Here is a 17,631-nt window from a genome sequence, read left to right as displayed (position 1 = left end):
CACACGTTCGGACGGGTGGCAAGTCAGGTCACGGCCCCCAGCAGCGGCAGGCACGGCGCGAGCCCGTCGATCGTCGCGTCGACACTGCGGTGCTCGTCCCACGCCTGCCGGGTCAGCCGGAACCGCTGCTCGAGGGCCAGCTTCCCCCTGGCGATGCCGCGACTGGTGCCGTTCTCGGCGTAGCCGAGCTTGCGCGACACCCGCAGCGACGCGTGGTTGTCCAGGTAGCCGACCGACACCGCCTCGTCGGCGCCCAGCCCGGCGAACGCCAGGTGCAGCATGGCCGCGCGCATCTCGGTGCCGATGCCCTGCCCGTGGTGGCGCAGGCCGAGCCAGGACTCGGACTGGACCTGCCGCTGGATGGCGAAGTCGTCGGCCTCGACCTCTTGGACGCCGACCGGCCGCCCGTCCAGGAAGACGACCAGGTTCAGCGCCCACGAGTCGGGCTTGAGCTCCGCCAGGGTGCTCCAGTGGCGCTGGATGACCCGGCGGGCGCGGTCGGCGGGCGGCAGCTCGGACCACGGGTTCCCGAACGGCATGAGGTCCGGCTCGTGGATGCCGTCCATGGCCAGTTCGGCCAGCTCGGCCAACTCCTCGGGCGCGGGCAGCCGCAACTCCAGCCTCGGGGTCCGCACCCGGAGCCCGAAGACGGGGAAGTGATCGATCAGCATCGCCCACAGTGTGGTCGGCGAACCCGGCCGGCGCCACGCAATTTTTGCCCGGCCGCTCACCTTGGCGGGCGTTCGGCCGGCTCCGCTAGCCGCTCTCGGGTTGAACATCAACCTTTTGCGTTGTGATAGCAGCACAGAAGGTTGATGATCAACGGCGAGGACTGGGGCAGCGCGGGCGTCGCGTTCGGGTAGGCATGACCCGCCCCTCTAGGGAGGGTGCCCACCCTATGGGCGGGCACCGACAACCTCGCGCCGCGGGCGGGGCGGCCGGCGCACGATGACCGGCGAACCGTCGGCGATCGACCACGTCATCATGTGGTCGATCGCCGATGATCATCACCAGCGCTGGCGGCTACACCAGCCGTTTGAGGTGGGTGACCAGACCGTTCACCGAGACCGCCTGCTGGTCGCCGGTCGTGAGGTCCTTCACCTGGGCCACGCCCTCGGCGAGGTCGCGCTCCCCCACGACGACGGCGTACTTGGCGCCGCTGCGGTCGGCCGCCTTCATGGCGCCCTTGAGGCCGCGGCCGCCGGTGGCGAGGTCGGCCGCGACGCCCTCACGCCGCAGCGACGTCACCAGGCCGAACGCCCACGCCGCCGCCTCGTCTCCGAGAGGGACGGCGAAGACGTCGACGCCGGTGGCTCCCGGCAGCGGCAGCCCTTCGGCCTCCATCGCCAGCAGTGTGCGGTCCGCTCCGAGCGCCCAGCCGACGCCGGGCAGCGACGGCCCGCCGATCAGCTCGGACAGGCCGTCGTAGCGGCCGCCGCCGCCGACCGCGGACTGCGAGCCGAGCCCGTCGTGGACGAACTCGAACAGGGTGCGGGTGTAGTAGTCGAGGCCCCGCACCAGCCGCGGGTCGTCCTCGAACTCGACGCCGGCCGACGTCAGCAGGGCGCGGACGGTGTCGTGGTGGGCGCGGTCGGACGGCGACAGGAAGTCGGTGATCAGCGGGGCCGACGCCAGCGCCTTCTGGATCTCCGGCCGCTTGTCGTCGAGCACCCGTAGCGGGTTGAGCTCCACCCGCCGCGCGGTCTCGTCGTCGAGGTCGAGGGCGCGCAGGTATTCCTGCAGGGCCTCGCGGTAGGCCGGACGGGACTCGTGCGAGCCGAGCGTGTTCAGCAGCACCCGCACGCCGGTCAGCCCGAGCGCCCGGTAGGCGTCGACGGCGAGGACGATCAGCTCGGCATCGCTGGCGGCGTCCTCGGTGCCCAGGATCTCGGCCCCGACCTGCGAGAAGTGCCGGTACCGGCCCTTCTGTGGCCGCTCGTAGCGGTAGTACGACCCGGAGTACCACAGCTTCACCGGCAGCGCGCCACGGTGCAGGTTGTTCTCGAGCACGGCGCGCAGCACCGGCGCCGTCCCCTCCGGCCGCAGCGTGACGTCGTCGCCGCCGCGGGTGGTGAAGGAGTACATCTCCTTGCTGACGATGTCCGTCGACTCGCCGACGCCGCGGGCGAACAGCGTCGTCTCCTCGAAGCTGGGCGTCTCGACGTAGCCGTAGCCGGCCGTGCGGAGCGGGGCGGCCATGGCGTCGCGGACGGCGAGCATGGCCTCGCCGCGCGGCGGCACGAGGTCGAAGGTGCCCTTCGGGGCACGGAAGGCAGGTTCAGTCACGTCTTACAGTCCTCGCAGGTACGGGTTGGATGCGCGTTCGCGGTCGAGGGTCGACGACGGGCCGTGGCCGGGCCGGACGGTGGTGAGTCCGGGCAACTCGTCGTCCGACGCGAGCCGGGTCAGCGTCGCGCGCATGAGCGCGTCGTCGCCGCCGGGGAGGTCAGTGCGGCCCACCGTGCCCGCGAACAGCACATCGCCGGTGAGGACGACGCCGTCGGCGGGGGCGTAGTAGAGCGTCGACCCCTCGGTATGGCCCGGGGCGTGGATCGCGCGCAGCCCGACGCCGGCGAGGTCCAACTCGGTCTCGGCGCCGTCGAACGTGCGGACGTCGGACGGCGGCGTCCACGCGGCGCCGAACTGGGCGAACTGCGCCGCCAGCTGCGGCCCGAGCGAGCCGAGCGGGTCTGCCAGCCGGTACGCGTCGCGCTCGTGCAGGTGGACGGGGAGGCCGGGCAACTCGCTCAGCCCATGGGTGTGGTCGAGGTGACCGTGGGTGACGAGGACGGCGACCGGCGTCAGCCCGTGCTCCGCGACCAGCTTCGCCAGCGGCTCACCGACCCCGATGCCGGGGTCGACGACGACGCACTCGCGGCCGGTCCCGGCCGCCACGACGTAGCAGTTGGTGCCCAGGACGGGCGCGACGACGGTGAGTAGGAGCACCCACGCAGGTTACCGGCGGGCCACTCATCGCCGCGAACTCGTTACCTGATTCCCGCCGTGTACTGCCTAGACTGTCTCCGCGTACCACAGACGTGGAGGGGGGTCGCCGCGGCCTTCCCGGACGTTTTGCGACGAAGCGGGAGGATGGCCGGTGGCCCAGAGCTCCAAGCAACGGCGACGTGAGCTCGCGCGCCAGCACCACGAGCGCCAGCAGGCGCGGCGGACCGCCGAGGCGGCGCGCCGGCGGAGGATCGGCCTCGTCGTGGGCGCCGCCATCGTCGTGGTGGCGCTGGTCATGGGCACGTTGCTGGTGTCCGGCGCGCTCGGCGGCGACGACGACCCGGTCGCGGCCGGCTCCGAGACCTCGCCGTCCGCCGAGGCCCCAGCGGGCCCCTGCGCCTACCGCGCCGCCGGCGAGTCGGCCGTCCCGAACCTCGGCACGCCTCCGGCCGTCGACCCTGCCGCGCTCACGACGCCGCTGCCGACCACCGCGACGCTGACGATCAACGGGGCGCCGGTCACCGTCACCCTCGACGCCGGCGCGCCGTGCACCGTCAACTCGCTGACCTTCCTGGCCGCCGCCGGCTACTACAACGCCACCACCTGCCACCGCCTGACCACGTCGGACTCCCTGAAGGTGCTGCAGTGCGGCGACCCCACCGGCACCGGCTCGGGCGGCCCCGGCTACGAGTACGACAACGAGAACACCGACGGCGCCACCTACCCGGCCGGTACCGTGGCGATGGCCAACGGCGGGCCGAACACCAACGGCAGCCAGTTCTTCCTGGTGTACGGCGACTCCCAGCTGCCGCCCGACTACACCGTCTTCGGCCAGATCACCTCCGGTCTGGACGTGATCACCGGTATCGCCGACGCTGGAACTGACAACGGATCGGACGATGGCGCGCCCATCACCCCGGTCACCCTCGATTCCGTCACCACCGCCTGACCCGGATGAGGACACCGTGACGAACACGACTGGTAGCCCCGAGCACGACGACCCGGCGACGCCTGCCGCGGAAGTCGAGCCCACGGCCCCCGAGTCCCCGAGCGCCGCCGAGCCGGCGCCCGAAGCCGCCACGCCCGCAGCCCTCGCGGCCGAGGCGCCGTCGGAGGCAGCGCCGGACGTGCCGTCGGAGGAAGCATCGGAGCCGGCCGGAGCGCCGGCCGAGGACGCCGCTCCCGAACCGGCGCCCGTGCCGACCCCGGCCGACGTGGCGCCGGCGCCCGCTGCGGCCGAGCCCGAGGCCGCCGAGGCCCCGCCCGCTGAGCCCGCGCCCGCTGAGCCCGCGCCCGCTGAGCCCGCGGCCGCTGAGCCGGCGCCCGCACCTGCCGGGCCGGCCGCGCCCACCGTCGCCTCCAACGAGTGGGGCCGCGTCGACGAGACCGGCGAGGTGTACGTCCGCACCGCCGAGGGCGAGCGCAGCATCGGCTCGTGGCAGGTCGGCAAGCCCGAGGAGGCGCTGGCCTTCTTCGTGCGCAAGTACGAGGACCTCGCCGTGCAGGTCGACCTGCTGGAGACCCGGCTCGAGTCCGGCGCCGCCGCGCCCGACGACACCGCCCAGGGCGTCTCGAAGGTGCGCGCGCAGATCGCCGAGGCGCACGCCATCGGCGACCTCGGCGCGCTGACGACCCGGCTCGACGCCCTCGACGCCCGCATCGCCGAGCGGCGGGCCGAGCGCCGCGCCGCCCGGGCGAAGGCGCTGGACGAGGCGCGCGGGCGCAAGGAGCAGATCGCGTCGCAGGCCGAGGCCATCGCCGAGGGCAACGACTGGCGCAACGGCGCCGACACCCTGCGCGGCCTGCTCGAGGAGTGGAAGGGCCTGCCCCGGCTCGACCGCGGCACCGACGACGAGCTGTGGCGCCGGTTCTCGTCCGCCCGCACGCACTACACCCGCCGGCGCAAGGCGCACTTCTCCGAGCTGGCCGAGCGCCGCGACGAGGCCCGCGTCATCAAGGAGCGCATCCTCGCCGAGGCCGAGGAGATCAGCGGCTCGACCGACTGGGGTCCGACGTCGCGGCGCTACCGCGAGCTGATGTCGCAGTGGAAGGCCGCCGGGCCGGCGCCGCGCGGCGTCGAGGACAGCCTGTGGAAGAGGTTCCGGGCCGCTCAGGACATCTTCTTCGGCGCCCGGACCACGCACCAGTCCCAGCGCGACGACGAGCAGGTGGCCAACCTCGAGGTCAAGGAGGGCATCCTCACGCAGGCCGAGGCGCTGCTGCCGATCACCGACTGGAAGGCCGCCCGCCAGCAGCTGCGTGGGCTGCAGGAGCGCTGGGAGGACGCCGGCCACGTGCCGCGCGACTCCATGCGCTCGATCGAGGGCCGCATGCGCAAGGTCGAGGACGCCATCCGCGAGGCCGAGCAGAACGAGTGGCAGCGGTCCAACCCCGAGGCCCGGGCGCGTGCTCAGGCCACGGTCACGCAGCTCGAGGCGTCGATCGCCGACCTGGAGTCGAAGGCCGCCAAGGCCCGCGAGGCCGGCAACGAGCGCAAGCTGCGCGAGGCCGAGGAGGCCATCACCGCCCGCAAGTCGTGGCTCGAGCAGGCTCAGCAGGCGCTGGAGGAGTTCACCAGCTGACGCCGCCGGCGCCGACTCAGTGGGTCGGCGCCGGGATGCCGCTGGTGAGCCGGTAGGCGTCGAAGACGCCCTCGACGCCGCGGACCGCCTTGAGCACGTGGCCGAGGTGCTTCGGGTCGGCCATCTCGAAGGTGAACCGGCTGGTGGCGATGCGGTCGGTGTTGGTGGAGACCGTGGCCGACAGGATGTTCACGTGCTGGTCGGACAGCACCCTGGTGACGTCGGACAGCAGCCGGGCGCGGTCGAGCGCCTCGACCTGGATGGCGACCAGGAACATGCTGTTGGCCGTCGGTGCCCACTCGACCTCGACCATGCGGCCGTGCTGGCGGCGCAGGCCGTCGACGTTCACGCAGTCTTCGCGGTGCACCGACACGCCGGAACCGCGGGTGACGAAGCCGACGATGGTGTCGCCGGGCACCGGGGTGCAGCAGCGGGCCAGCTTGACCCACACGTCGGAGACGCCCTTGACGACGACGCCGGGGTCGCCGCCGCTGCGCCGGCGGGGACGGTCGGGCGTGGCCGCCTCGGCGACGTCCTCGGTGGTGCCCTCTTCGCCGCCGAGGATCTGCACCAGCTTCTGCACGATGCTCTGCGCGGAGACGTTGCCCTCGCCGACCGCCGCGTACAGCGCGGAGATGTCGGGGTAGCGCATGTCGTCGGCGACGGCCTTGAGCGACTCCTGGCTCATCATGCGCTGCAGCGGGAGGTCCTGCTTGCGCATGGCCCGCGCGATGGCGTCCTTGCCGTGCTCGATGGCCTCTTCGCGGCGCTCCTTGGAGAACCACTGCTTGATCTTGTTGCGGGCCCGGGCGCTGGTGACGAACGTCAGCCAGTCGCGGCTCGGGCCGGCACCCTGCGCCTTCGAGGTGAACACCTCGACGACGTCGCCGTTGTCGAGGTTGGACTCCAGCGGCACCAGCCGGCCGTTGACGCGCGCGCCGATGGTGCGGTGGCCGATGTCGGTGTGGACGGCGTACGCGAAGTCGACCGGCGTGGCCGCGGCCGGCAGCGCGACGACGTCGCCCTTCGGGGTGAAGACGAAGACCTCGTTGGACTCCATCTCGAACCGCAGCGACTCGAGGAACTCCCCCGGGTCCTCGGTCTCCTTCTGCCAGTCGAGCAGCTGGCGCAGCCAGGCCATGTCGTTGCCGGCGGCGTCGCCGTGGCTGACGTGCTTGTCGGCCTCGCGGCCGGCGTTGGAGTCTTCCTTGTACTTCCAGTGCGCGGCGATGCCGTACTCGGCCCGGCGGTGCATGGCGTGGGTGCGGATCTGCAGCTCGACCGGCTTGCCGCCCGGCCCGATGACCGTGGTGTGCAGCGACTGGTACATGTTGAACTTCGGCATCGCGATGAAGTCCTTGAACCGGCCGGGCACCGGGTTCCAGCGGGCGTGCACGATGCCCAGGACGGCGTAACAGTCGCGCACCGACTCGACCAGCACGCGGATGCCGACGAGGTCGTAGATGTCGGCGAAGTCGCGGCCGCGGACGATCATCTTCTGGTAGATCGAGTAGTAGTGCTTCGGCCGCCCGTAGACGTTGGCCTTGAGCTTCGACACCCGCAGGTCGCCCTGCACCTGGTCGATGACCGAGGCGAGGTAGTCGTCGCGCGACGGCGCCCGCTCGGCCACCAGCCGCACGATCTCGTCGTACACCTTGGGGTGCAGGGTGGCGAAGGAGAGGTCCTCGAGCTCCCACTTGATGGTGTTCATGCCCAGCCGGTGCGCCAGCGGGGCGTAGATCTCCAGCGTCTCGTGCGCCTTGCGCCGCGCCGACTCCTTCGGCACGTAGCGCCAGGTGCGGGCGTTGTGCAGGCGGTCGGCCAGCTTGATGACCAGGACGCGGATGTCCTTGGCCATGGCGATGACCATCTTGCGGACGGTCTCGGCCTGCGCGGCCTGCCCGTACTTGACCTTGTCGAGCTTCGTGACGCCGTCGACCAGCATGGCGATCTCGTCGCCGAACTCGCCGCGCAGCTGGTCGAGGCCGTACTCGGTGTCTTCGACGGTGTCGTGCAGCAGCGCCGCGGCCAGCGTGGGCGGCGTCATGCCCAGCTCGGCGAGGATGGTGGTGACCGCCAGCGGGTGCGTGATGTACGGGTCGCCGCTCTTGCGCTTCTGCCCGCTGTGGGCGCGCGCGGCGGTGCGATAGGCACGCTCGATGACCTCGAGGTCGGCCTTCGGGTGGTTGGCCCGGATGATCCGGAACAGCGGTTCCAGAGCGGGATCGGACTGCTGACGTTGCGCGGTCAGGCGGGCGAGCCTCGCCCGCACCCTGACCGGGGTCAGCGCGCCGCTGGGAACTGTCTGCTCGGCCACAGGCCCCCTTTCGCCCCGTGTGAAGGACACAACACAGCTTAGGGGGTCGGTGTTCCCGACGGGTAACGCAGCGCGATCCCGCTGGGCGTGGCGTGGCGTCTCAGACGAGCAGCAGCGACCGCACGTTGACGTCGTCGAGCTTGTCGCGGCCGTGCAGGAAGCCCAGCTCCATCAGGATCCCGACGCCCACGACGTCGGCCCCGGCGCCGCGCACCAGGTCGACCGTCGCGCGGACCGTGCCGCCGGTGGCCAGCACGTCGTCGATGATGAGGACCCGCTCACCGGGCTGGAACGCGTCGACGTGGACCTCGATGGTCGCCTCGCCGTACTCCAGCGAGTAGCTGGCCGACGCCGTCTGCCACGGCAGCTTGCCCGCCTTGCGCACCGGCACGAACCCGGCGCCGAGCCGGTGCGCGACCGGCGCGCCGAGGATGAACCCGCGCGCCTCGATCCCCACGACGACGTCGACGCCCTCGCCGCCGACCGCGCCGAGCAGCTCCGTCATCGTGTCGAACGCGGCCGGGTCGCGCAGCAGCGGCGTGATGTCCTTGAACACCACGCCCGGTTCCGGCCAGTCCGGGACGTCCCGGATGCGGGAGAGCAGCAGGTCGCGGTCGGAATCGGCGATCGCCGGCGGGCTCGCAGCCGGTCCGGCGGAGGACGCTCGAGAGCTTGTCACGAGGTCAGAGGGTATCGCGTGGACGCCCGGCGCACACCGGCCGGATCAGCGGATGTCGTCGCCGTTGGTGCGGTCCTCGGCCTTCGCCTGGACGACCTCGTGCTTCGGCGCGTCGTCGGCGTCGGCCACTGTGTCGGCCGAGGTGTCGGCCACGAGGTCGTCGGGCGCGGGCGCGACCGGCTCCTTCGGCAGGACGACGTTGGCGATGGCGCGGCGCACGTAGCGGCTGTGCACGCCGGGCGCGACCTCGAGCACGACCTCGTCGTCGTCGACCTCGACGACCGTGGCCAGCAGGCCGGCCGTCGTCATGACCTTCGTCCCGGGCGCGACCGACTGCTGCAGGTCCGCCATCTGGCGCCGCTGCTTCTGCTGCGGCCGGATGAGCAGGAAGTAGAAGACAGCGATCAGCAGGATCGGGAGCAGCAATGCTTCCATGATGTGGACAAGCATCCTTTCCACGACAACCAGGTGCGGAGGCCGTGCGGCGGCCGGCGGTCCCGGTGACCGCCGAAAGTACGAGTCTACCCGCGTCGCGGGCGAAGGTTACGCCCCGTCGGCGGCCGAGAACAGGTCGGGCTCGTCGAACCCGCGTCCGAACGCCGTCTGCGCCGGCACGGACAGCCCGAGATGCGTCCACGCGGCCGGCGTGGCGACCCGCCCGCGTGGGGTGCGCGCCAGCAGCCCGGCCCGGACGAGGAACGGCTCGGCCACCTCCTCGACCGTCTCGCGCTCCTCGGCGACGGCGACGGCGAGCGTGCCGAGCCCGACCGGTCCCCCGCCGAAGCTCTTGCACAGCGCCGTCAGCACGGCGCGGTCGAGGCGGTCCAGCCCCAGTTCGTCGACGGCGAACACCTTCAGCGCCGCGCGCGCGACGTCGCCGGTGATGACGCCGTTGCCGCGGACCTCGGCGAAGTCGCGGACCCGGCGCAGCAGCCGGTTGGCGATGCGCGGCGTGCCGCGGGACCGGCCGGCGATCTCGCCCGTCCCGTCGCCCTTCAGCTCGACGCCGAGCAGCCCGGCGGAGCGGCGCAGCACCAGCTCCAGTTCGGCCGGCTCGTACAGTTCCAGGTGCCCGGTGAACCCGAACCGGTCGCGCAGCGGCCCGGGCAGCAGCCCGGTGCGCGTGGTGGCGCCGACCATGGTGAAGTGCGGCAGCTCCAGCGGGATGGCCGTAGCGCCGGGGCCCTTGCCGACCACGACGTCGACGCGGAAGTCCTCCATCGCGGTGTAGAGCATCTCCTCCGCCGGCCGGGCCATGCGATGGATCTCGTCGAAGAACAGCACGTCGCCCTCGTTCACCGAGGACAGGATGGCGGCGAGGTCGCCGCTGTGCTGGATGGCCGGGCCGCTGGTGATGCGCAGCGGCACCTCCATCTCAGCGGCCACGATCATCGCCAGCGTGGTCTTGCCGAGGCCGGGTGGGCCGGACAGCAGGATGTGGTCGGCGCTGCGTCCACGCGCCCGGGCGGCGTCGAGGACCAGCGACAACTGCTCGCGCAGCCGCTCCTGCCCGACGAACTCGGCCAGCGTGCGCGGCCGCAGCGCCGCCTCGACGGTCCGCTCCTCCTGGTCGGCGTCGCCGCCCACCAGCCGGTGCACGTGGTCGTCGGGAAAGCTCATGTCCTGGCCAGGGTACGCAGCGCCTTGCGCAGCAGCGCGGAGACGTCGTGGTCACCGGCGTCGCCGTTGAGCTCGGTGGCGACGGTGTCGACGGCACGGTCGGCCTCGCGGGTGGACCAGCCGAGGCCGAGCAGCGCCTCGTGCACCTGGACCTGCCAGCTGTCGCCGCCGGCCGCCGGGGCGGACGGGACGGCGGCCAGCGACGGGCCGGCGCCGGGCAGGCCGAGCTTGTCCTTGAGCTCGATGACGATGCGCTGGGCGCCCTTCTTGCCGATGCCGGGCACCTTCGTCAGCGCGACGAGGTCATCGGTGGCGACCGCGCGGCGCAGGTCGTCGGGCGAGTGCACCGACAGCATGGCCTGCGCGAGCCGCGGCCCGACGCCGCTGGCGGTCTGCAGCAGCTCGAACACCGTCTTCTCGTCCTCGTCGGCGAAGCCGTACAGCGTCAGCGACTCCTCGCGGACGACGAGGCTGGCGGCCAGCTGGGCGACCTCGCCGAGCCGCAGCGCCGACGTGGTGGCCGGCGTGCAGTGCAGCGCCAGCCCGATGCCGCCGACGTCGACGACGGCCTCCGTCGGGCGGACCACCGTGACCTGGCCACGGACGTAAGCGATCACCGTCGTCCCCTCCCCGCCGCGGCGACCGCGGCCTGCAGCCGGTTCTGCGCGGACCCGCGCCACACCTGGCAGATCGCCAGCGCCAGCGCGTCGCTGGCGTCGGCCGGCTTGGGCCGGGCGTCGAGCCGCAGCAGCCGCGTCACCATGAACGCGACCTGCGCCTTGTCGGCCTGGCCGCTGCCGCTGACGGCGGCCTTCACCTCGCTGGGCGTGTGCGTGACGACGGGGATGCCGTGGCGCGCCGCGACCAGAGTGGCGACGCCGCTGGCCTGCGCCGTCCCCATGACGGTGCGGACGTTGTGCTGGCTGAACACCCGCTCGACGGCGACGGTGTCGGGCCGGTGCGCGGCCACCCACTCCTCGATCGCCGCCTCGATGGCCAGCAGCCGGTGCCCCAGCTCGGCGTCGGCGGGCGTGCGGACGACGTCGACGGCGACGAGGCTCAGCGGCCGCCCGGGCGACCCCTCGACGACGCCGAGGCCGCAGCGCGTCAGCCCTGGATCGACCCCCAACACCCGCATGCAGCACCCTTCACCGAACACCAGTTCGGTGCCGACCCTACCGGCGGGCGTTGCACGGGCGACGCAGGCGCGCCGTCAGCCGACCGCGGCCATGACGTCGTCGGAGACGTCGAAGTTGGCCCACACGTTCTGCACGTCGTCGCTGTCTTCGAGGGCGTCGATGAGCCGGAAGATCTTCCGGGCGCCGTCCTCGTCGAGCGGGACGTTGACCGACGGGACGAACGACGACTCGGCGGAGTCGTAGTCGAGTCCGGCCTGCTGGACGGCGGTGCGGACGGCGACGAGGTCGGTGGCCTCGCTGCGGATCTCGAACGCCTCGCCGAGGTCCTCGACGTCTTCCGCGCCGGCGTCGAGCACGGCCTCGAGCAGGTCGTCCTCGGTGATCGTGCGGCCGCCCTCCTGGGCCGCCGGCACGACGACGACGCCCTTGCGGTCGAACATGTACGACACCGAGCCGGGGTCGGCCATGGAGCCGCCGTTGCGGGTCATGGCGACGCGGACCTCGGAGGCCGCGCGGTTGCGGTTGTCGGTGAGGCACTCGATCAGCACCGCGACGCCGTTGGGGCCGTAACCCTCGTACATGATGGTCTGGTATTCGGCCCCGCCGCCCTCGGCGCCGGAGCCACGCTTGACGGCGCGGTCGATGTTGTCGTTCGGGACCGACGACTTCTTCGCCTTCTGGATGGCGTCGTAGAGCGTCGGGTTGCCGGCGGGGTCGCCGCCGCCGGTGCGGGCCGCCACCTCGACGTTCTTGATCAGCTTGGCGAAGAGCTTGCCCCGCTTCGCGTCGACCAGGGCCTTCTTGTGTTTGGTGGTCGCCCACTTGGAGTGGCCGGACATAGAGGGTCAAGCCTCCTTCACGATGTCGAGGAAGAGCGCGTGCACACGCGCGTCCGCGGTCAGTTCCGGGTGGAAGGACGTGGCCAGGAGCCGTCCCTGCCGGACCGCGACGATATTACCGGCGGCGCGGCCGTTCGCCACGCGGGCGAGCACCTCGACGCCGTCGCCGACCTTCTCGACCCAGGGCGCCCGGATGAACACCGCGTGCAGCGGGCCGGCGCCGAGCGCCGGGAAGTCGAGGTCGGCCTCGAAGGAGTCGACCTGGCGGCCGAACGCGTTGCGGCGCACCGTGATGTCCATGCCGCCGACGGTCTCCTGGCCGGCGACGCCGCCCTCGATGCGGTCGGCGAGCAGGATCATGCCCGCGCACGACCCGTACGCCGGCAGGCCGGCGGCGATGCGCTTGCGCAGCGGTTCGAGCAGCCCGAACGTCCTGGCCAGGCGCCACATGGTGGTGGATTCGCCGCCGGGCAGCACGAGCGCGTCGACGGCGGCCAGCTCGGCCGGCGTGCGCACCGGCGTGCTCGCGGCGCCGGCGTCGGCCAGCATGCGCTGGTGTTCGCGGACGTCGCCCTGCAGGGCGAGGACGCCCACGGTGGGCTGGGACACGGCATGCCTCTCATTCGGGTTCCGGCCTTCGATTTTACCGCCCGGCCGGTCAGTCGACCTCATGCCGCGCGCCGTCCCAGCCGCCGTCGAGCAGTCCGCGCACGATCGACGGCAGCGCCGGCGGGTACACCGGCTCGCCGACCGCGTCGACCTCGTCGGCCGTGCACCAGCGCAGTTCCGTCACCGACGCCCGCTCGATGTCCGTCCACCCGGACCCGTCGATGTCGGGCGCGCCGGTCAGCCGGGTGTAGAACAGCACCTCGTCCTGGCGGTACGGACGCCCCATGAAGCTGAAGAACGCGGTGCGGGCCGCGACCGGGCCGGACAGTTCGTCCGGCCCGACCCGCAGCCCGCTCTCCTCGAACAGCTCGCGGACGGCGCCGGCCCGCTCGTCCTCACCCGGCTCCAGCCCGCCGCCGGGCGTGATCCACCAGACGTTCGACGGGTCGGCCGGGTCGAAGCCGCGCATCAGCAGCACCCGCCCGGCCTCGTCGAGGACGATCACCCGGGCAGCGTGGCGATGCTCAGGCTGCGCCGTCACCAGCCGCGTTCGGCCAGCCGATGCGGCTCGGGCACGTCGGCGACGTTGATGCCGACCATGGCCTCGCCGAGGCCGCGCGACACCTTGGCCAGCGTGTCGGGGTCGTTGTAGAACGTGGTGGCCTTGACGATGGCCTCGGCGCGGCGGGCGGGGTCGCCGGACTTGAAGATGCCCGACCCCACGAACACGCCCTCGGCGCCCAGCTGCATCATCATGGCGGCGTCGGCCGGGGTGGCGATGCCGCCGGCGGTGAACAGCACCACCGGGAGCTTCCCGGCCTGCGCGACCTCCTTGACCAGCTCGTACGGCGCCTGCAGCTCCTTCGCCGCCACGTACAGCTCGTCCTCGGGCAGCGACGCCAGCCGGGTGATCTGGTCGCGCAGCTGCCGCATGTGCGTCGTCGCGTTGGAGACGTCGCCGGTGCCGGCCTCACCCTTGGAGCGGATCATGGCCGCGCCCTCGGCGATGCGGCGCAGCGCCTCGCCCAGGTTCGTCGCGCCGCACACGAACGGCACGGTGAACTTCCACTTGTCGATGTGGTGCTCGTAGTCGGCCGGCGTGAGCACCTCGGACTCGTCGATGTAGTCGACACCGAGGCTCTGCAGCAGCTGCGCCTCGACGAAGTGCCCGATGCGGGCCTTCGCCATGACCGGGATCGACACCGCGTCGATGATGCCGTCGATGAGGTCGGGATCGCTCATGCGCGCCACGCCGCCCTGGGCGCGGATGTCGGCCGGCACCCGCTCGAGCGCCATGACGGCGACGGCGCCGGCGTCTTCGGCGATGCGGGCCTGCTCGGGCGTGACCACGTCCATGATCACGCCACCCTTGAGCATCTCGGCCATGCCGCGCTTCACCCGGGCGGTACCGACGGTGGACTGCGTCTCTTCGGACACTGCTGCTCGTACCCCATGAGTCGACGGAGTGGTGGACAGCACCATGGTACGTCCTCGCGGGTGACGCCCTCGCGCCCCATTCCTGCGCGCTTCCCCATGATCATCAAAGTTTCGGGGCGTCCTGGCGCCGCTTTTCTTTGATGATCATGGGAGAGACGCCAGCGAGCTACTCGGAAGCCAACCCCCGCGGCACGGTGTCGTCCAGCTCGACGGTCTCCGGCATCGGCGCATAGCCGGCCAGCCGGAGCCACCGCACGAGGGCTTTCCGCCGCAACCTGACGGCGCCCCGCACCAGTTCGTTGTGGAATCGCCGCGCATGCGCCGCCCGCCGGCAGGCCATCGCGAGTTCGTCCAGCGCGGCGGCGGCGGCCGGGTCCGTGCGCAGCCCGTCGAGGTCGGCGGGGTCGTCCAGGACCGCCGTCAGCACCGCGGTGAGGTCGCTCTCGGCCTGGTACCGCTCGACCCCTTCCGAAGCGGTCCGGGCCCGTGACGCCGCGTCGGCCAGGGCGACCGACGTCGCGGGGTCCAGGAGCCCGGCCGTCGCGAGGTCGAGCACCGACCCGGACCGCCGCAGCAGTTCGGCGTCGAGCACCGCCCGCGACGCCTCCAACCGCGCGTGCCGCCGGTCCAGCCGGCCGGCCGTCCAGGAGAGATAGACGCCCAGGGCGGCGAGCACGGCGATGGTGACGAACAGCCATTCCCAGTTCACGGCAGCCCCGGCAGTTTGAACATGTGGCCGCCGGACCCGACGGCGACGGCCATCTCGTAGACGGCCAGCACCTCGTCGGCGACCCGGGACCAGTCGTAGCGGCGCACCCCCAGCGACGCGGCCGCGCGGTAGCGGGCCCGCCGCGCGGGGTCGCCGAGCAGGGCGATCGCCTCGGCGGCCAGCGCGGACGAGTCGCCCGCCGGCACCATGGCGCCCAGCCGGCCGTTGTCCAGCACGGCCTGGAACGCCTCCAGGTCGCTGGACAGCACCGGCGCGCCGGCCGCCATCGCCTCGGCCAGGACGATGCCGAACGACTCGCCGCCGATATGGGGCGCGACGTAGATGTCGCTGCTGGCCAGCATGGTCGCCTTGTCGTGGTCGCTGACGCCGCCCAGGAACTCGACCGCGTCGCGATACCGAGGCTCGATGCCGCGGCGGATGTCGTCGATCTCGCCCCGGCCGGCGACCAGCAGCCGCGCCTTGGGGAACGCGTCGTGGATGGCCGGCCACGCCTCGAGCAGCACCTGCAGGCCCTTGCGCGACTCGTCCAGCCGTCCGAGGAACGACAGCGTCCCCTCCGGCGAGCGCCACGACTCGCGCGGCGGGACGGCGAACCGGTCGACGAACAGGCCGTTCGGGATCAGGACGGCGTCGACGCCCAGGTGCTCGACGACGGTGCGCCGGGCCTCCTCGGAGACGGCGATGTGGGCGGTGAACTTCTCGAACGCCGACTTCAGGATCCCCTGCGCCGCGCTCATCGCCCGCGACCGCCGCATCGCGGAATGCGACGTCGCGACGATCGGGATCTCGGCCCACAGCGTCGTGATCAGCCCCAGCGACAGCGACGCCGGCTCGTGCACGTGCACGACGTCGAAGTCGCCGTCGACCAGCCAGCGGCGCACCCGCGCGGCGATGCGGGGCCCGAACGCGACCCGCGCGACCGACCCGTTGTACGGGATCGCCAGCGGCCGCCCGACGGTGGTGACGTACGGCGGCAGGTCGTCGTCGTCATCGCCGGGCGCCAGGACGGAGACCTTGTGGCCGCGCTGGGTCAGCTCCTCGGTGAAGTCGCGGATGTGCACCTGAACGCCGCCCGGGACGTCCCACGCGTACGGGCAGGCGATGCCGACCTTCACGGCGCCACCTGCTGCGGCCGCCGTCGCGGGTCGTTGATGTCGAGGTCGGCCAGGAACAGCCGCTGGGTCATGTGCCAGTCCTCCGGGTTGGCCCGGATGCCGATCTCGAAGACGTCGGCGATCCGCTGCGTCATGGTGACCAGCCGCTCGCCGCGCTCCTCCGGCGGGTCGATCGGCTCGTGGAACCGGATGACCAGGCGGTGCTCCGGTTCGCGGCCCTCGTACGACAGCGTGACGGGGATCAGCGCGGCCCCGGTGCGCAGGGCCAGCATCGCACTGCCGGCCGGCATCCGGGTCGGCTCGCCGAACAGGGTGACGGGGATGCCGCGGCGCGACAGGTCCCGCTCGGCCGGCAGGCAGACCAGCCCGCCGCGGTTCAGGTGGTCCGACAGCGCGCTCATGACGCCGTCGCCGCCCAGCGGGTGCACCGTCATGCCCAGCGCCTCGCGGTAGGTGACGAACCGCTCGTACAGCGCCTCCGGACGCAGCCGCTCGGCCACCGTCGCCAGCGGGGCGCCGGTGAGGCAGGCCCACGCGCCGGCCCAGTCCCAGTTGCCCATGTGCGGCAGCGGGACGACGACGCCGCGGCCGGCCGCCAGGGCGTCGCGGAAGTGGTGCTCGCCCTCGACGCGGACGCCCTCGATGATGCGCTCGTGGCTCCATTCCGACATCCGGAAGGCGTCGCACCAGTACCGCATGTACGAGCGGGCGCCCAGGCGGGTCAGCTCGCGCAGCTCGTCGGGGTCGTACTTGCCGACACGGGCCAGGTTCAGCTCCAGCCGCCGCACCGAAGGGCTGCGGCGACGCCAGAAGAAGTCGGCGATGGTCCGGAACGAGCGGTACGCCGCCCGCTCCGGCATGTGCTGGACCGCCTTCCAGCCGGTGCTGTAGAGCCACAGCTGGCGACGGTCGCCGAACGCACTCACTCCAGCGCCGCCTGCCGCCGCACCGTGTTGATGCGGTGCCACACCGTCCACGCGCTGGCCGCCGTCAGCAGCCACAACAACACTTCGAGCACCGCGACGGGGAGGTCGAGCAGGCCGACCAGCCCGGTGATGAGGAGGATGGCGACCAGCCGGTCGGCCCGCTCGGCGATGCCGCCGCCGGCGGTGTAGCCGAGGCTCTCGGCCCGCGCCCTCGCGTACGAGACGACGGCGCCCAGCGTGAGGCAAGCGATCAGCAGCGCCACCATGCGCAGGTTGTCGCCGTCGCCGGCGAACCACAGCGCCAGCCCGCCGAAGATCGCGGCGTCGCCGAAGCGGTCCAGCGTGGAGTCGAGGAACGCCCCCCACTTGCTGGTACGGCCCTGCAACCGCGCCATGATGCCGTCAATGTTGTCGAAGAACACGAACGCGGTGATGAACAGCGTGCCCCAGAGGAACTCGCCCTGCGGGTAGAAGATCAGCGCACCGGCCACGACGCCGAGGGTGCCGATGACCGTCACCGCATCCGGGCCCAGCCCGAGTCGCAGCATCCCGCGCGCCGCCGGGGTCAGGATGCGGGTCGAGTAGACCCGGGTGTACTTGTCGAGCATCGCCCGTCCGTTCGACTCCAGTGTTCGAAACCGGCCCGCTGGTTGAGCGGCACCCGGCGCCGCCATGCTACTGGCGATATGCCG

19 protein-coding genes are annotated in these 17,631 nt (G+C 72.4%); 2 read left to right on the top strand and 17 right to left on the bottom strand.

Features of this window, described 5'->3' with window-relative positions:
- Window positions 1-23: 23 nt before the first annotated feature.
- The 3 genes from ACW62_RS00150 to ACW62_RS00140 form a co-directional block, all read right to left on the bottom strand.
- Window positions 24-671, bottom strand: coding sequence for a GNAT family N-acetyltransferase (locus ACW62_RS00150; RefSeq protein WP_053202068.1), 648 nt, complete (start codon window positions 669-671; stop codon window positions 24-26).
- Between the two features lie 352 nt (window positions 672-1,023).
- A complete protein-coding gene (gene hisS / locus ACW62_RS00145) occupies window positions 1,024-2,286 on the bottom strand; it encodes a histidine--tRNA ligase (RefSeq protein ID WP_053202067.1) in 1,263 nt (420 codons plus the stop codon).
- 3 nt (window positions 2,287-2,289) lie between these two features.
- Complete coding sequence (locus tag ACW62_RS00140; RefSeq protein ID WP_053202066.1) at window positions 2,290-2,946, bottom strand: MBL fold metallo-hydrolase; 657 nt, start codon at window positions 2,944-2,946, stop codon at window positions 2,290-2,292.
- A 151-nt stretch (window positions 2,947-3,097) separates the two neighbouring features.
- Between ACW62_RS00140 and ACW62_RS00135 the strand changes: the two genes are divergently transcribed.
- Together ACW62_RS00135 and ACW62_RS00130 are read left to right on the top strand one after the other, a co-directional pair.
- Window positions 3,098-3,895 carry a peptidylprolyl isomerase gene (locus ACW62_RS00135; RefSeq protein ID WP_053202065.1) on the top strand — a complete coding sequence of 266 codons (798 nt, stop codon included), beginning with the start codon at window positions 3,098-3,100 and terminating at the stop codon, window positions 3,893-3,895.
- 16 nt (window positions 3,896-3,911) lie between these two features.
- A complete protein-coding gene (locus tag ACW62_RS00130; RefSeq protein WP_240477185.1) occupies window positions 3,912-5,528 on the top strand; it encodes a DUF349 domain-containing protein in 1,617 nt (538 codons plus the stop codon).
- Between the two features lie 16 nt (window positions 5,529-5,544).
- Here the strand turns inward: ACW62_RS00130 and ACW62_RS00125 are convergent, their stop codons facing one another.
- The 14 genes from ACW62_RS00125 to pgsA form a co-directional block, all read right to left on the bottom strand.
- Entirely contained in the window at window positions 5,545-7,845 is a 2,301-nt protein-coding gene (locus tag ACW62_RS00125; protein ID WP_053202064.1) for a RelA/SpoT family protein, read from the bottom strand.
- 100 nt (window positions 7,846-7,945) lie between these two features.
- Entirely contained in the window at window positions 7,946-8,473 is a 528-nt protein-coding gene (locus ACW62_RS00120) for an adenine phosphoribosyltransferase (RefSeq protein WP_053202545.1), read from the bottom strand.
- Between the two features lie 96 nt (window positions 8,474-8,569).
- The gene (gene yajC, locus ACW62_RS00115; protein ID WP_205629040.1) at window positions 8,570-8,959 is read right to left on the bottom strand and encodes a preprotein translocase subunit YajC; all 390 of its coding nucleotides are present in this window, start codon (window positions 8,957-8,959) and stop codon (window positions 8,570-8,572) included.
- Window positions 8,960-9,067: 108 nt separating this feature from the next.
- Window positions 9,068-10,144 carry a Holliday junction branch migration DNA helicase RuvB gene (gene ruvB, locus ACW62_RS00110; RefSeq protein ID WP_053202063.1) on the bottom strand — a complete coding sequence of 359 codons (1,077 nt, stop codon included), beginning with the start codon at window positions 10,142-10,144 and terminating at the stop codon, window positions 9,068-9,070.
- Entirely contained in the window at window positions 10,141-10,761 is a 621-nt protein-coding gene (gene ruvA / locus ACW62_RS00105) for a Holliday junction branch migration protein RuvA (protein ID WP_053202062.1), read from the bottom strand. Before ruvA ends, ruvB begins: the two co-directional genes overlap by 4 nt.
- The gene (ruvC, locus tag ACW62_RS00100) at window positions 10,758-11,282 is read right to left on the bottom strand and encodes a crossover junction endodeoxyribonuclease RuvC (protein ID WP_053202061.1); all 525 of its coding nucleotides are present in this window, start codon (window positions 11,280-11,282) and stop codon (window positions 10,758-10,760) included. Before ruvC ends, ruvA begins: the two co-directional genes overlap by 4 nt.
- A gap of 75 nt (window positions 11,283-11,357) precedes the next feature.
- On the bottom strand, window positions 11,358-12,122 hold the full coding sequence (locus ACW62_RS00095) for a YebC/PmpR family DNA-binding transcriptional regulator (protein WP_053202060.1): 765 nt from the start codon (window positions 12,120-12,122) through the stop codon (window positions 11,358-11,360).
- A gap of 6 nt (window positions 12,123-12,128) precedes the next feature.
- On the bottom strand, window positions 12,129-12,671 hold the full coding sequence (gene pdxT, locus ACW62_RS00090; protein WP_240477211.1) for a pyridoxal 5'-phosphate synthase glutaminase subunit PdxT: 543 nt from the start codon (window positions 12,669-12,671) through the stop codon (window positions 12,129-12,131).
- A gap of 109 nt (window positions 12,672-12,780) precedes the next feature.
- Window positions 12,781-13,272 (bottom strand): NUDIX hydrolase, encoded by a 492-nt coding sequence (locus tag ACW62_RS00085; RefSeq protein ID WP_276202918.1) that lies wholly within the window; start codon window positions 13,270-13,272, stop codon window positions 12,781-12,783.
- On the bottom strand, window positions 13,269-14,213 hold the full coding sequence (gene pdxS, locus ACW62_RS00080) for a pyridoxal 5'-phosphate synthase lyase subunit PdxS (protein ID WP_157574237.1): 945 nt from the start codon (window positions 14,211-14,213) through the stop codon (window positions 13,269-13,271). The genes ACW62_RS00085 and pdxS overlap by 4 nt, the downstream gene beginning before the upstream one ends.
- Window positions 14,214-14,334: 121 nt before the next feature.
- Window positions 14,335-14,877: a hypothetical protein gene (locus tag ACW62_RS00075; protein WP_053202056.1), complete on the bottom strand. Its 543-nt coding sequence runs from the start codon at window positions 14,875-14,877 to the stop codon at window positions 14,335-14,337.
- Window positions 14,874-16,013, bottom strand: a complete 1,140-nt coding sequence (locus tag ACW62_RS00070; protein ID WP_083458946.1) for a glycosyltransferase family 4 protein — start codon at window positions 16,011-16,013, stop codon at window positions 14,874-14,876. Before ACW62_RS00070 ends, ACW62_RS00075 begins: the two co-directional genes overlap by 4 nt.
- Window positions 16,010-16,939, bottom strand: a complete 930-nt coding sequence (locus tag ACW62_RS00065) for a phosphatidylinositol mannoside acyltransferase (protein ID WP_053202055.1) — start codon at window positions 16,937-16,939, stop codon at window positions 16,010-16,012. The genes ACW62_RS00070 and ACW62_RS00065 overlap by 4 nt, the downstream gene beginning before the upstream one ends.
- Entirely contained in the window at window positions 16,936-17,547 is a 612-nt protein-coding gene (gene pgsA / locus ACW62_RS00060) for a phosphatidylinositol phosphate synthase (RefSeq protein WP_053202054.1), read from the bottom strand. Before pgsA ends, ACW62_RS00065 begins: the two co-directional genes overlap by 4 nt.
- Between the last annotated feature and the right edge of the window lie 84 nt (window positions 17,548-17,631).

Source organism: Jiangella muralis, assembly GCF_001270745.1.
GTDB classification, from domain to species: domain Bacteria; phylum Actinomycetota; class Actinomycetes; order Jiangellales; family Jiangellaceae; genus Jiangella; species Jiangella muralis.
This window is presented reverse-complemented; position numbering and strand designations above follow the sequence as displayed.

Coding starts and splice junctions, on each gene's coding strand:
- ACW62_RS00150 (WP_053202068.1), bottom strand. CDS start 671: ATGCTGATCGATCACTTCCCCGTCTTCGGGCTCCGGGTGCGGACCCCG.
- ACW62_RS00095 (WP_053202060.1), bottom strand. CDS start 12,122: ATGTCCGGCCACTCCAAGTGGGCGACCACCAAACACAAGAAGGCCCTG.
- ruvC (WP_053202061.1), bottom strand. CDS start 11,282: ATGCGGGTGTTGGGGGTCGATCCAGGGCTGACGCGCTGCGGCCTCGGC.
- yajC (WP_205629040.1), bottom strand. CDS start 8,959: ATGGAAGCATTGCTGCTCCCGATCCTGCTGATCGCTGTCTTCTACTTC.
- pgsA (WP_053202054.1), bottom strand. CDS start 17,547: ATGCTCGACAAGTACACCCGGGTCTACTCGACCCGCATCCTGACCCCG.
- ruvB (WP_053202063.1), bottom strand. CDS start 10,144: ATGAGCTTTCCCGACGACCACGTGCACCGGCTGGTGGGCGGCGACGCC.
- pdxS (WP_157574237.1), bottom strand. CDS start 14,213: ATGGTGCTGTCCACCACTCCGTCGACTCATGGGGTACGAGCAGCAGTG.
- pdxT (WP_240477211.1), bottom strand. CDS start 12,671: ATGCTGGCCGACGCCGGCGCCGCGAGCACGCCGGTGCGCACGCCGGCC.